Source organism: Acidocella sp. (assembly GCF_013044125.1).
Lineage (GTDB): Bacteria > Pseudomonadota > Alphaproteobacteria > Acetobacterales > Acetobacteraceae > Acidocella.
On record NZ_JABEVC010000024.1, the window covers coordinates 1 to 12,928 of the forward strand.

10 protein-coding genes and 1 pseudogene are annotated in these 12,928 nt (G+C 66.4%); all 11 read left to right on the forward strand.

Annotated elements, in window-relative coordinates:
* Nucleotides 1–88: 88 nt before the first annotated feature.
* On the forward strand, nucleotides 89–1,024 hold the full coding sequence (rsmH, locus tag HKL97_RS01185) for a 16S rRNA (cytosine(1402)-N(4))-methyltransferase RsmH (protein ID WP_291422034.1): 936 nt from the start codon (nucleotides 89–91) through the stop codon (nucleotides 1,022–1,024).
* Nucleotides 1,021–1,797 carry a hypothetical protein gene (locus tag HKL97_RS01190; RefSeq protein ID WP_291422037.1) on the forward strand — a complete coding sequence of 259 codons (777 nt, stop codon included), beginning with the start codon at nucleotides 1,021–1,023 and terminating at the stop codon, nucleotides 1,795–1,797. The genes rsmH and HKL97_RS01190 overlap by 4 nt, the downstream gene beginning before the upstream one ends.
* Complete coding sequence (locus tag HKL97_RS01195) at nucleotides 1,794–3,833, forward strand: penicillin-binding protein 2 (protein ID WP_291422039.1); 2,040 nt, start codon at nucleotides 1,794–1,796, stop codon at nucleotides 3,831–3,833. The genes HKL97_RS01190 and HKL97_RS01195 overlap by 4 nt, the downstream gene beginning before the upstream one ends.
* Entirely contained in the window at nucleotides 3,820–5,259 is a 1,440-nt protein-coding gene (locus HKL97_RS01200; protein ID WP_291422041.1) for a UDP-N-acetylmuramoyl-L-alanyl-D-glutamate--2,6-diaminopimelate ligase, read from the forward strand. The genes HKL97_RS01195 and HKL97_RS01200 overlap by 14 nt, the downstream gene beginning before the upstream one ends.
* The gene (gene murF, locus HKL97_RS01205) at nucleotides 5,256–6,599 is read left to right on the forward strand and encodes a UDP-N-acetylmuramoyl-tripeptide--D-alanyl-D-alanine ligase (protein ID WP_291422043.1); all 1,344 of its coding nucleotides are present in this window, start codon (nucleotides 5,256–5,258) and stop codon (nucleotides 6,597–6,599) included. Before HKL97_RS01200 ends, murF begins: the two co-directional genes overlap by 4 nt.
* Nucleotides 6,599–7,687, forward strand: coding sequence for a phospho-N-acetylmuramoyl-pentapeptide-transferase (gene mraY, locus HKL97_RS01210; protein ID WP_291422045.1), 1,089 nt, complete (start codon nucleotides 6,599–6,601; stop codon nucleotides 7,685–7,687). The genes murF and mraY overlap by 1 nt, the downstream gene beginning before the upstream one ends.
* Complete coding sequence (gene murD, locus HKL97_RS01215; protein ID WP_291422047.1) at nucleotides 7,684–8,979, forward strand: UDP-N-acetylmuramoyl-L-alanine--D-glutamate ligase; 1,296 nt, start codon at nucleotides 7,684–7,686, stop codon at nucleotides 8,977–8,979. Before mraY ends, murD begins: the two co-directional genes overlap by 4 nt.
* Complete coding sequence (locus HKL97_RS01220) at nucleotides 8,979–10,100, forward strand: FtsW/RodA/SpoVE family cell cycle protein (RefSeq protein ID WP_291422049.1); 1,122 nt, start codon at nucleotides 8,979–8,981, stop codon at nucleotides 10,098–10,100. Before murD ends, HKL97_RS01220 begins: the two co-directional genes overlap by 1 nt.
* A complete protein-coding gene (murG, locus tag HKL97_RS01225; protein WP_291422052.1) occupies nucleotides 10,097–11,188 on the forward strand; it encodes an undecaprenyldiphospho-muramoylpentapeptide beta-N-acetylglucosaminyltransferase in 1,092 nt (363 codons plus the stop codon). Before HKL97_RS01220 ends, murG begins: the two co-directional genes overlap by 4 nt.
* On the forward strand, nucleotides 11,185–12,618 hold the full coding sequence (gene murC / locus HKL97_RS01230; RefSeq protein WP_291422054.1) for a UDP-N-acetylmuramate--L-alanine ligase: 1,434 nt from the start codon (nucleotides 11,185–11,187) through the stop codon (nucleotides 12,616–12,618). Before murG ends, murC begins: the two co-directional genes overlap by 4 nt.
* Nucleotides 12,618–12,928: pseudogene (locus HKL97_RS01235) on the forward strand (UDP-N-acetylenolpyruvoylglucosamine reductase); the annotation flags it as partial. The gene murC and the pseudogene HKL97_RS01235, both read left to right, overlap by 1 nt.

The following is a 12,928-nucleotide window of genomic DNA, read 5'->3' on the forward strand; positions in this document are numbered from 1 at the left end:
GCCGGGGCGATAATTTTCATATATGGGAGCCGGCGGCGGGGGCGGCGCATCTGGCGGCGGCGCGCGCGGCTGTGCCGGGGCGGCAGGCGTGAGCGGGTTCTCCCACGTTCCGGTGTTGCGCGATGAGGCGGTGGCGATGCTGCGCCCGCGCGGCGGCGGCGTTTATCTGGACGGCACGTTTGGCGGCGGCGGCTATGCGCGGGCGATTCTCAACGCCGCCGATTGCCGCTTGTTTGCCATCGACCGCGACCCGGCGGCGGTGGCGCGCGCGCGGGAGATGGCCCGGGAGTACCCTGGCCGTTTTGAAATTTTTCAAGGCAGAATCAGTGAGCTTTTGAAATTGTTGGGCGAGGCGGGGGTTGGCTCTCTGGATGGCGCGGTGTTCGACTTGGGAGTTTCGTCCTACCAGATTGATGATGCGGCGCGTGGGTTTTCGTTTCGTCAGAACGGACCTTTGGACATGCAGATGGGCAGTGCGCAGGCAACGGCGGCGGTGCTGGTTAATACGCTACCCGAATCCGAACTCGCTGATATACTCTATGAATTCGGGGATGAGAAAGCGTCCCGCCGGATTGCGAAAGCCGTTGTCGAGCGGCGGAAGGTGGAGAAGTTTGTGACAACGGCGGATCTTGCCGGGGTGATACGCAGCGTTGTGCGGCCGGACAAATCAGGAATTGATCCCGCCACCAGGAGTTTTCAGGCGTTGCGTATTGCGGTGAATGATGAGCTTGGAGATATTGCGGCGGCGCTGGAACAGGCGGCGGCGCTGCTGGCGCCGGGCGGGCGGCTGGTGGTGGTGAGCTTCCATTCGCTGGAAGACCGCATTGTGAAGAAATTTTTTGCGCAGGAGAGCGGGCGCGCGCCAGGGGCTTCGCGCCATGATCCGGCGGCGATGCAGGGCGGCGCGGCGGCGCGCTTCAGGCTCTTGACGGGCAGCGCGGTGGTGCCGGGGGCGGCGGAGGTAAAGGCCAATCCGCGGGCGCGCAGCGCCAAGTTGCGGGCGATGGAAAGGCTGGCGGCATGATCCGGCCGATCACCCTGCTCAGCGCCATCCTGTTTGTGGTTTCGGGCGCGTATCTGTTTTTGGTGAAGCATCATGCGCAGATGCTGGACAGCCAGATTGCCGCGGTAACGCAGGCAACCCGGCTGGACCAGCAGCGCATCCGCGTGTTGCATGCGCAGTGGGCGCTGGAGGCTGATCCCTCGCGGCTGGCCCAGCTTTCCACGCAGTTTACCGCCTTGCAGCCAATGAAGCCGAGCCAGCTGGTGACGTTGGCCGCGCTGGGCAGCGTGTTGCCCGCGCCCGGCAGCGCGGCGCCTGGGCCCAACCCGTTGGATGCGGCGCCGGTGTTGCCGGTGCCCGTGCCGATGCCCGCGGCTGTGGCCTCCGCGGCGCAACCGCCGGCGGTGCAGACGGCGGCGGTGCAGACGGCGGCGGTGCAACCGGCGCAACGGGCGGTGCAACCCGTAAGGCGCGCGGTGGTGCATCTGGCCCGCGCTGCCCAGCTTCCCCGCAGGGTGGACAAGGCCGTGGTGCATCTGGCCAGCGCCGATGTGCAGCCGCGCAGTCTGCTGGGCCAGGCGCATATGCCGCATGTGCGCCGTAACCCCGCCGTGGGGCATGAATATGCCGATAATCGTGCCGCATACAGCCAGCCGCCGCTGGTGCCGGCGCGGCCGCCGATGGGGGCACAGGTGATGTCCGTGCGGGCGGTGGCGCAGGCGGCGCCGATGATCGCGCCGCAGGATGATGGGGGCTCGCTGCTGGGGATGGCGCAGAGCGGGAGCGGCAATTGACATTGACTTTGCGGCCTGAGCCGCCGCCGTCGCGCCGCAAGGGTGCGCCGGAGCGCGGTGCTGCGCCGATGATGGAGCATGTCCGGGTCACCTCGCCGGATTTGGACCAGCGGGCGGCGCTGGAGAAGGCGCATGTGCGCTTGCTGCTGGGCGCGCTGATGTTTGCCCTGTTGTTTGGTGTGCTGGCGCTGCGGCTGACCTATGCCACCATCTGGCACCCGATTTTGCCGAGCCAGGCGCAGCTGGCGGCGATGCAGCCGGAGCTGGATGTGACCCCGCCGCCGCCGGGGCGCGCGGATATAACCGACCGCAACGGCACGATTCTGGCGGTATCGCTGCCGGGGGCGGAATTATACGCCGATCCGCGCCAGGTGACGGACCCGGCCGGGGCGGCGGCGCGGCTGGCTACGGTGCTGACCGGGCTGGACGTGCCGGAGACGGAGAAGAAGCTCGCCTCGGGCAAGGACTTTGTGTACCTGGACCGCAAGCTGACGCCGCCTGAGGAGCTGGCGGTGAATCAACTCGGCATTCCGGGCGTGTATTTTGAGAACAGCGAGAAGCGGCATTATCCTGATGGTGATCTGGCCTCGCATATTCTGGGCGGGGTGACTGTCGGCGGGACTGGCATTGCGGGGGTTGAGGAGTATTTTAATAAGCGCCTGACCAGCGATCCGGCTCCGCTGGCGCTCTCCATCGATGCGGGGATTCAGAGCATCGTGCATCACGAGCTGGCCTCGGCGGTGAAGGAGTTTAAGGCGCCGGGGGGCTGCGCGATTGTGATGAACGCGCGTACCGGCGAGATTCTGGCGATGTCCAGCCTGCCGGATTATGATGTCAACAATTTTGGCGCGGCGAGCCACGACAGCCAGTTCAACAAATGCGTCAACGGTGATTACGAGCCGGGCAGCGTGTTCAAGCTGCAGACCATCTCCATGGCGCTGGATTCGGGGATGATCCATTACTGGGATTACTTCGATACCACGCATCCGCTGCGGGTAGGGCACTTTACCATAACGGATTTTGAGCCAGCGCATGTGTGGATGGCGGTGCCGCAGATTCTCAATGTGTCGTCGAACATCGGCGCGTCGCGGATCGCCACGATACTGGGGCCGAAGGTGGAGCAGGCGTGGCTGGCCAAGCAGGGCTTCCTCAAGCCGCTGGACGTGCAGCTGCCGGGACCGCCGATGCCGCAATATCCGCCGCTGAACCAGTGGGGGCTGGCGACAACGATGACGGTTTCGTTTGGCGCGGGCATCGCGGTCAGTCCGCTGGCGCTGGTGACCGGGGTGCTGCCGATCGTGAACGGCGGGATCAGGTATAATCCGACATTGCTGGCGGTGAACCCGAACGGGCCGCAGCCGCAGGGGGTGCGGGTGATGAAGCAGAGCACATCGGACTTGATGCGCAAGATGATGACCAATGTGGTGCTCTCGGGCACGGGCACCTATGCCTCGGTGCCGGGCTATGTGGTGGGCGGCAAGACCGGGACGGCGCAGGTGGTGGGGCCGAACGGGCGGTATCTGCTGCATACCAATAATGCCTCGTTCATGGCGGCGTTTCCGATGCAGGACCCGCAATATGTGATCTATGTGCTGGTGCTGCAGCCGCATCCTGACGCGACGACGCATGGGTTTACCACGGGAGGGTATATTGCCGCGCCGGCGGTGGCGCGGATTATCGCGCGGATTGGGCCGATGCTGGGTATTTTGCCGGCGGCGGGCGACCAACTAGCGGCGCTGGATGCCGCCTGGACGGTGCCGTTGCAGCCCACGCCGCCGCCGGGCAAGAGCGGGCTGGGGCCGGGTAACCCGCTGCCGCCGGGGGCCAATGCGTTTGCCTATGAGCTGATGGGTGAGAAGCCGCCGCCAACGCCCGCGCAGCCTGCGCCAGAGAAAGCGGCCAAAGGGCCGGCGCCGCTGCTCTCGGCCTCGCACGCCAGGCGCCGTGTGCGTAACGGCGTGATGGCGCCCGTGTATCCATTGCCGGGCAGCCATATGACTGAGCTTGAGAGCGGAGCCGGGCATGAGGAGTCCTGAATTGAAAGGTGTGAGCGGCATTACGGCCGACAGCCGGGCGGTGCGGCCGGGGTTTTTATTCGTGGCGCTGCCGGGGGTGAAGGCCGATGGGCGGCGGTTTATCGCCGAGGCGGTGGCGCGCGGCGCCGTGGCTGTATTGGCGCCGCAGGGGACGCACTGGCCGCCCGGTGTACCGCCGCGCCCGCTGTATTGCGCCGAGGCGCCGCGCGCGCGGCTGGCGGAGCTGGCGGTGGAGCTGGCGGGCAAGATGCCCGAACGGCTGGTGGCGGTGACGGGGACCAACGGCAAGACCAGCACGGTGGATTTCCTGCGCCAGATTTGCGCCGCCGCCGGGCGCCAGGCGGCCTCGCTGGGGACGCTGGGGGTGATCGCGCCGGGGGTGCCGCTTACCGGCTCGCTGACGACGCCCGACCCGGTAACGCTGGCGAACACGCTGGCGATGCTGGCGGCGCGCGCCTTCACGGATGTGGCGCTGGAGGCGTCCAGCCATGGGATCGAGCAGAGCCGGCTGGATGGGCTGCGCTTTGCCGCCGCGGGTTTCACGAACCTGACGCGCGACCATCTGGACTATCATGGCTCGATGGAAGCCTACCGGGCGGCGAAACTGCGGCTGTTCGAGGTACTGCTGCCGCGCGGGGCGGCGGTGCGGGCGATGGCGGATATGGATGCGCAGACGCTGGCGCGGCTGCGCGAGATCGCGGCGCGGCGAGGGTTGGATTTTGCCCCGGTGGAGGTTACGCGGGTTGCCGCGCGCCCGGATGGGCAGGAGGTTTTTGCCGGCGGGCGGCAGGTGAGTCTGCGTCTGCCGGGCCGGTTCCAGGCGGATAACGCGGTGCTGGCGGCGGCCTTGGCCGAGACCGTGGGGGTGGCGGGGGCGATTGAGTATTTATCGCAATTGCAAGGTGTTAGAGGTCGGCTTGAACGCGCCGTGGTGCTGGATAACGGCGCGGCGGCCTATGTGGATTACGCGCATACACCCGATGCGATCGCGCGGGTGCTGAGCGCGCTGCGCCCGCATGCTTTGGGCCGGCTGGTGATCGTGTTCGGCGCGGGCGGCGACCGCGATGCGGGCAAGCGCCCGCTGATGGGCGAGCAGGCGGCGAAGCTGGCGGATGTGGCGATTGTGACCGATGACAATCCGCGCAGCGAGGACCCGGCGCTGATCCGTGCGGCGATTATGGCGGCGTGCCCCGGCGGGATTGAGATTGGCGACCGGCGGGCGGCGATTGCCGCCGGGCTGAGCGAGCTGCGCGCGGGGGATGTTCTGGTGGTGGCCGGAAAAGGCCATGAGCAGGGGCAGATTGTGCAGGGGGAGGTGATACCTTTTGACGATGCCTCGGTGATCAGAGAGCTGGCGGCCGCGCGCCAACAAGAGACGCGCGGGGATGGTGGGGCGGCCGCGCGCCAACAAGAGACTCCGTTATGAGCGCGCTCTGGAGCGCGGCGGAATTGCGCGCGGTGTTTGGCGCGCAGGCGGGCTGGGATGTGAGCGGGATCAGCATCGATACGCGCACGCTGGCGCCGGGCGATTTGTTCGTGGCGCTGCGGGGCGCGCGCGATGGGCATGAATTTGTTGAAGCCGCGTTTGCCAAGGGGGCGGCGGCGGCGCTGGTCTCAAAGCCCATGCCCGGCCGGGTGATCGTGGTGGAGGACACATTGCGGGCGCTGGAGCGCCTGGGTGCCGCGGCGCGGGCCCGGACGGGCGCGAAGATTGTGGCGGTGACGGGCAGCGTCGGCAAGACCACGGCCAAGGAGATGCTGCGCCGGGCTTTGAGCGCCTTTGGCCTGGTGCATGCGGCGGAGGCGAGCTTCAACAACCATATCGGCGTGCCGCTCACCCTGGCGCGGATGCCAAGGGATGCGGCGTTCGGGGTGTTCGAGATCGGCATGAACCATCCGGGGGAAATTGCGCCGCTGGCGGGGCTGGTGCGGCCGGATGTGGCGATGATTACCTGTGTGGACCGGGCGCATCTGGGCCAGATGGGCTCGCAGGAGGCGATCGCGCAAGAGAAGGCGGCGGTTTATGGCGGGCTGGTGCCGGGCGGGGTGGCGGTGCTGCCGGGGGATTCGGCGTATCTGCCCCTGCTGCGCGCGGCGGTGCCGCGAGGGTGCGAGGCGCTGGTGTTTGGCGAGGGCGCTGTGGATGCGCGCTTGGTTGAGCTGAGGAATACCGCGCAAGCATCTGAGATTACGGCTGAAATTTCCGGTGTGCCGGTGTGGTTCGGGCTGGCCGCGCCGGGGCGGCATATGGCGATGAACGCGCTCGCGGTGCTGGCTGTGGCGGCAGGGCTGGGGCTGGATGTGGCGCGCACGGCGGCGGCGCTGGATGGATTCGCGCCGGTCTCCGGCCGGGGGGCGCGGCGGGAGATTGCCGTGCCGGGCGGGGCGGCGGTTTTGCTCGATGAGAGCTACAATGCCTCTGGGGCCTCGGTACGCGCCGCATTGGGGGTTCTAGCGTTGCAGCCTGGGCGGCATGTGGCCGTGCTGGGGGATATGCTGGAGTTGGGGGAACACGCGCAGGCGGAGCATCTGGGGTTGCTGCCCGCGGTTCTGGCGGGGGCGGATGTTGTTTTTACCTGCGGGGCGCAGTGTAAAGCTTTGTTCGACTCGCTGCCGCGGTCCAAGCAGGGCGCGCATGCAACTGACGCAGCCACCCTGGCGCCGTTGGTGAAAGCCGCGCTGCGCGCGGGGGACACCGTGCTGGTGAAAGGCAGTTACGGCAGCCGCATGCGTGATATTGTCTCGGTTCTGGAAAGCCCCGCCTGATGTTGTATGCGATTCTCTTCCCTTTGGCTGGGCATGTGCATGTGTTCAACCTGTTCCGCTACATTACGTTCCGGGCGGGTGGCGCGTGCCTGACGGCGCTGATCATCAGCTTCTGGGCCGGGCCGAAGGTGATCCGGTATCTGAAATCCGTGCAGCGCCATGGGCAACCGATTCGCACCGACGGGCCGGAGCGGCATCTGATCGAGAAAAAGGGCACGCCGACGATGGGCGGGGTGCTGATTCTGATCGCGATGGGGCTCTCGACGCTGATCTGGGCGGACCTGCACAACGGCTACATCTGGGGGGTGCTGCTGGTGACCTTCGGCTATGGCGGCATCGGCTTTGCCGATGATTTCCTGAAGCTGACCAAGCGCAACACCAAGGGGGTTCCCGGCCGGGTGAAGCTGGTGGCGCAGGCGGGAATCGGGCTGGTGGCCGCGGTGTGGATGACGCGGCTGATGCCAGCGCCGCTGGGCAGCGAGCTGGCGCTGCCGATGCTCAAGAACGTGCTGATACCGTTCGGGATTTTCTTTCCCCTGGTGGCGATGTTCGTGATGATGGGGGCGTCCAACGCGGTGAACCTGACCGATGGGCTGGATGGGCTGGCGATTGTGCCGACGATGATCGCGGCGGCGGTGTTCGGGCTGATCGCGTATCTGGTGGGCAACAAGATTTTCGCCGGGTACTTGGAGATTAATTTTATTCCAGGTTCGGGCGAGCTGACCGTGTTTCTCTCCGCGCTGATTGGCGCGGGGCTGGGGTTTTTGTGGTTCAACGCGCCGCCGGCGGCGGTGTTCATGGGCGATACTGGCTCGCTCTCCTTGGGCGGGGCGCTCGGCGCCGTGGCGGTGGCGACGAAGAACGAGATCGTGCTGGCGATTGTCGGCGGGTTGTTCGTGGTGGAGACGGTTTCGGTCATCGTGCAGGTGTTCTGGTATAAGCGCACGGGGCGGCGGGTGTTTCTGATGGCGCCGCTGCACCACCATTTTGAGAAGAAGGGCTGGGCGGAGCCGACGATTGTGATCCGGTTCTGGATTATCGCCATGATTCTGGGCTTGGTGGGTCTGGCCACCTTGAAGATAAGATGAAATTTTCTCCGGTATTTGCTGGGATGCGCTTTGCCGTGCTCGGGCTGGGGAAGGCTGGGATGCCCGCAGCTTGCGCGTTGCGCGATATGGGCGCGCAGGTGAGCGTGTGGGATGACGCGCCGGGCGTGCGCGCGGCGGCGGCGGGGTTCGTGGTGGAGAAGCCCTCGGCGGTTGCGGGGCGGCTGGATGGGCTGGTGCTCTCGCCCGGAATTGCGCACAAATTGCCCAAGGCGCATGAGCAGGCCGCCTGGGCGCTGGCGCATGGCGTGCCGGTGCTCACCGATGCGGAGCTTCTGTTCCGCGCGGTGCGGGGCAGCGGGAGCAAGGCGCGGTTTGCCGGGATTACCGGGACAAACGGGAAATCCACCACCACGGCGCTGCTGGCGCATATTCTCGATGTGGCAGGGGTGCCCAACGCGGCGGGGGCGAATTTGGGGCCGGCGGCGCTGAGCCTGCCGCTGCTGCCTGACAACGGCGTTTATGTGCTCGAGATGTCCAGCTATATGTTGGAGAGACTCGCCAGCCTGCGCTTCGATGTCGCGGTTATGCTGAATTTGTCCCCCGACCATCTGGACCGCCATGGCGGCATGGCAGGCTACGCGGCCGCCAAGCGTGCGATTTTCGCGCGCCAGGATGCGGGCTGCGTGGCGGTGGTTGGCGTGGATGACGCCCCCTCCCGCGAGATGGCGGGCTGGCTGGATGAGCAAGCGGCGCGCGTGGTGCGGATTTCCGGCGTGGGCGGGGCAACCGGGGCGCAGGCGCTGCCGGGCGAGCACAACGCGCAGAATGCGGCGGCGGCGGCGGCGGCGGCGCGGGCGCTGGGTGTGGCTGAGGCGGCGATTGCGCGCGCGATTGCGAGCTTCCCCGGCCTGGCGCACCGCCAGCAGGAGGTGGCGCTGCGCGAGGGGGTGCGCTTTATCAATGACAGCAAGGCGACCAATGCGGACGCGGCGGCCCGCGCCATGGGCTGCTACCCGCGTTTTATCTGGATTGCGGGCGGCGTCGCCAAGGCCGGGGGGATTGATGATCTGGCGCCGTATTTCCTGCGGATCGAGAAGGCGTTTTTGATCGGGCGCGATGGGCCGGCGTTTGCCGCCACGCTGAGCGCGCACGGGGTGGAGAACGATGTGGCGGGGACGCTGGAGACCGCGGTGCCGCTTGCGTTTGAGGCGGCCAAGGCGAGCGGCGCGGGGGTGGTATTGTTCTCGCCCGCGGCCGCGAGTTTTGACCAGTTCACGAATTTTGAGGCGCGCGGCGCGCGGTTTGCCGCGCTGGCGAAAGGGGGCGTGTGATGCCGCCGCTCTCACGCGCCGATACATCGGTGATCGGCCGCTGGTGGTGGAGCGTGGACCGGGTGACGCTGGTGGCGCTCGCGGTGCTGATCGGCATTGGTTATGTGCTGGCGCTGGCGGCGACGCCGGGGATCTCCATGCGACTGACCGATCCGCATACAGTGGCGATGCTGCGGCAGATTTTCTTTCTCGCCGTGGGCGGGGTGGTGATGCTGGGCATGTCCATGCTCTCGTTGCGGCAGGTGAAGCTGAGTGCGCTGGGGCTTGGGATTGTGTTCTTCTTCCTCACCGGTTTCACGCTGGTGCATGGCGTGGAGGTGGATGGCGCGCACCGGTGGATTTCACTGCCCGGGTTCACCATTCAGCCGAGCGAGTTTCTGCGCCCCGGTTTTATCATCATCACCGCCTGGCTGATCGCGGAATCGCGGCGCACACCGGGGTTTCCCGGCAAGCGGGCGGCGCTGGGGGTATTTTTGATCGCCGCGCTGATGCTGAAAATGCAGCCTGATATCGGCATGACGTTTTTGTTCACCATGGTGGTGTTCTCGCAGTTTTATCTCGACGGCATGGAGATGAAATGGGTGAGCGTGGCGGCGGGGCTGGTGGTGCTCGCGTTCATCTGGGCATTTTTGTTCATCGCGCATGTTCATACGCGCGTGGAATTGTTCCTGCATCCAACAAAGACTTCGGCTTATCAGGCGCTCACCGCGCTCTCGGCCTTTGGCAATGGCGGGATGTTTGGCCTGGGGCCGGGCGAGGGGCAGGTTAAGCATTATTTGCCAGATGCGCGGGCGGATTTCGTGTTTGCCGTGGCGGGAGAGGAGTTCGGGCTGTTTTTCTGCGGGTTCATCATTTTCGTGTTCGCGGCCATTGTGATACGCGCGCTGGTGCGCTTGCTGGCGGAGCCGAATCTGTTCGTGGTGCTGGCGGCGGGCGGGTTGATCGCGGGCTTTGGCCTGCAGGCATTTGTGAACATGGCCTCTTCGCTCTCGCTGATTCCGACCAAGGGGATGACGCTGCCGTTCATATCCTACGGCGGCAGCTCGGTGCTGGCGATATCGATTCAGATGGGATATTTGCTGGCGCTGACGCGAAGACGCCACCAGGGTGAGTACTCATGAGCGCGCCGGTGGTGATTGCGGCCGGCGGCACGGGGGGGCATTTTTTCCCGGCTGAGGCGCTTGCGGCGGCGCTGCTGGCGCGCGGCGTGCGCGTGGTGCTGCTGACCGATGCACGCTCGGGCGGATTGTCCTCGGCGGTGTTTGCCAAGGCGGAGCGGCATGTGATCGCGGGGGCGGGGCTCTCTGGCCGGAGTTTGCGCAGTGCGCTGGAGGGCGCCGCGGCCCTGGCGCGGGGTGTGTTTCAGGCGCGGAAAGTTCTGCGGGCGTTGCAGCCGGGCGTGGTGGTGGCGTTTGGCGGGTATCCGGCCGTGCCGCCGGTGGTGGCGGCGGTTTTGCTGGGGCGGCGGCCAAGGATTTTTCTGCATGAGCAGAATGCGGTGCTGGGGCGGGCGAACCGGCTGCTGGCGCGCCTCGCCGACGTGCTGGTGCTGAGTTTTGAGAAGACCTCTGCGGTGCCTGCGGGGGTTAAAACCGTGCTGCTCGGCAATCCGGTGCGCCCGGCGGTGGCGGCGCTGCATGGGCACGGATATGCGCCGCCGGATGGGAAAATTGAGCTGTTGATTTTGGGCGGCTCGCTGGGAGCGAAGGTTTTCGGCTCGTTGATGCCGCAGGCGCTGGCTTTGCTGCCGGCGGCGCTGCGGGCGCGGCTGGTGGTGAGCCAGCAGTGCCGGACGGAAGAACTGGGTGCGGCGCGTGTGGCGCTGAAGGAAGCGGGGATTGAGGCGGAGCTGGCGCCGTTTTTCAATGATGTGGCAACGCGCTTGCAGCGGGCGCATCTGGTGATTGCGCGTGCCGGGGCTTCGAGCGTGGCGGAAATCGCGGTGGCGGGGCGGCCGGCCATTTTCATTCCGCTGCCCAGCGCCATTGATGACCACCAGCGCGCCAATGCGGATGCGCTGGTGGATGCGCAGGCCGCGTGGCGGCTGGACCAGGCCGGGCTGAGCGCCCAGGCGCTGGCTGATAAAATTGAAAGTATTCTGATGAAGCCTGAGGATTTGATGAAAGCGGCGCAAGCGGCCGCGAGCGCGGGGCGCGCGGATGCGGCGGAGCGGCTGGCGGGGTTGGTGATGGAAGGTGCGGGCGCATGAGGGCGTTGCCGCTTTCCATCGGGACGATTCATTTTGTCGGTATCGGCGGGATTGGCATGTCCGGCATTGCCGAGGTGCTGCATGAGCTGGGCTATGCCGTGCAGGGCAGCGATATTGCCGAGAACGCGAATGTGGCGCGGTTGCGCGCGGCGGGGATCAGGGTTGCGGTGGGGCATGATGCGAAGAACCTGGGCGATGCCCAGGTGGTGGTGATTTCCACAGCCGTGCCCAAGGATAATCCCGAGGTGGTGGCCGCGCGGCGCAAGCTGATTCCGGTGGTGCGGCGCGCGGAGATGCTGGCGGAGCTGATGCGGCTGAAATGGGCCGTGGCAATTGGCGGCACGCACGGCAAGACGACGACGACCTCGCTGGTGGCGGCGGTGCTCGAGGGGGCTGGGTTTGACCCCACCGTGATCAACGGCGGCATCATCAACGCCTATGGCAGCAACACGCGCCTGGGGGCGGGTGACTGGATGGTGGTGGAGGCCGACGAGTCCGACGGGAGTTTCCTGCGGCTTCCCGCTGTTATCACGATCGTGACGAACATGGACCCGGAGCATCTGGACCATTGGGGCACGCGCGAGGCGATGGAGGCGGGCTACCGGCAGTTTGTCTCGAACATTCCATTTTATGGCTTTGCAGTTTTGTGCATCGATCATCCGGCGGTGCAGCAGATGATCCCGGCACTTTCGGATCATCGGGTGATTACCTATGGGTTTTCGCCGCAGGCGGATGTGCGCGCGGAGCGGATCATCTCGAGCAAGGATGGCGCGACGTTCGAGGTGAGGTTCTCCGACCGGATTTCCGAGCGGGCGCGCCGTATGGGGCCGTTCCGGCTGCCGATGCTGGGCAACCACAATGTCTCCAACGCGGTGGCGGCGATTGCGGTGGCGGCCGAGATGGATGTTCCCGAAGCGCAGATTAAGGCGGCGCTGGCGAATTTCGCAGGGGTGAAGCGGCGCTTCTCCAAGACCGGCGAGGCCGGCGGCATTACGGTGATTGATGACTACGGGCATCATCCGGTGGAGATCGCCGCGGTGTTGAAGGCGGCGCGGCAGGCGGGCGCGCGCGATGTGGTGGCCGTGGTGCAGCCGCACCGCTTCACGCGGTTACAGTCGCTGTTTGAGGAGTTTTGCACCTGCATGAACGATGCGGGGACGGTGATCGTGGCGGATGTGTATGCCGCTGGTGAGGCGCCGATTGAGGGCGTGGACCGCGATGCGCTGGTTGAAGGGTTGCGCGCGCGCGGACACCGCCAGGTGGTGGCGCTGACTGATCCGTCGCATCTGGCGGAGATGGTGCATGCCATCGCGCGGCACGGTGATTTCGTGGTCTGCCTAGGTGCGGGCAGCATCACGCATTGGGCGGCGGCGCTGCCGGCGCAGTTGCAGGGGTTGCAGGATGCGGCGCGACCACGGGGGCGGCTATGATGATGAGCCTGGTCTTGCCTGAAATTCGCGGGCGGGTGGCGCCGGGGGCGGTGCTGGCGCCGATGACGTGGTTTCGTGTGGGCGGGCCGGCGGAGTTTTTGGTGCGCCCGGCGGATGTGGCGGATTTATGCGCGTTCTTGCGGGAGTTGCCGCTGGAAATGCCGGTGAGCGTGATCGGCGCCGCCTCCAACCTGATTGTGCGCGATGGCGGGATCAACGGTGTTGTGATCAAGCTGGCGCGTGGGTTTGGCGAGATCGTGGTTCAGGATGAGGGCGCGATAATCGCAGGCGCGGCGGCGCTGGATGTGAC

Coding starts and splice junctions, on each gene's coding strand:
- HKL97_RS01190 (WP_291422037.1), top strand. CDS start 1,021: ATGATCCGGCCGATCACCCTGCTCAGCGCCATCCTGTTTGTGGTTTCG.
- HKL97_RS01200 (WP_291422041.1), top strand. CDS start 3,820: ATGAGGAGTCCTGAATTGAAAGGTGTGAGCGGCATTACGGCCGACAGC.
- murF (WP_291422043.1), top strand. CDS start 5,256: ATGAGCGCGCTCTGGAGCGCGGCGGAATTGCGCGCGGTGTTTGGCGCG.
- mraY (WP_291422045.1), top strand. CDS start 6,599: ATGTTGTATGCGATTCTCTTCCCTTTGGCTGGGCATGTGCATGTGTTC.
- murD (WP_291422047.1), top strand. CDS start 7,684: ATGAAATTTTCTCCGGTATTTGCTGGGATGCGCTTTGCCGTGCTCGGG.
- HKL97_RS01220 (WP_291422049.1), top strand. CDS start 8,979: ATGCCGCCGCTCTCACGCGCCGATACATCGGTGATCGGCCGCTGGTGG.
- murG (WP_291422052.1), top strand. CDS start 10,097: ATGAGCGCGCCGGTGGTGATTGCGGCCGGCGGCACGGGGGGGCATTTT.
- murC (WP_291422054.1), top strand. CDS start 11,185: ATGAGGGCGTTGCCGCTTTCCATCGGGACGATTCATTTTGTCGGTATC.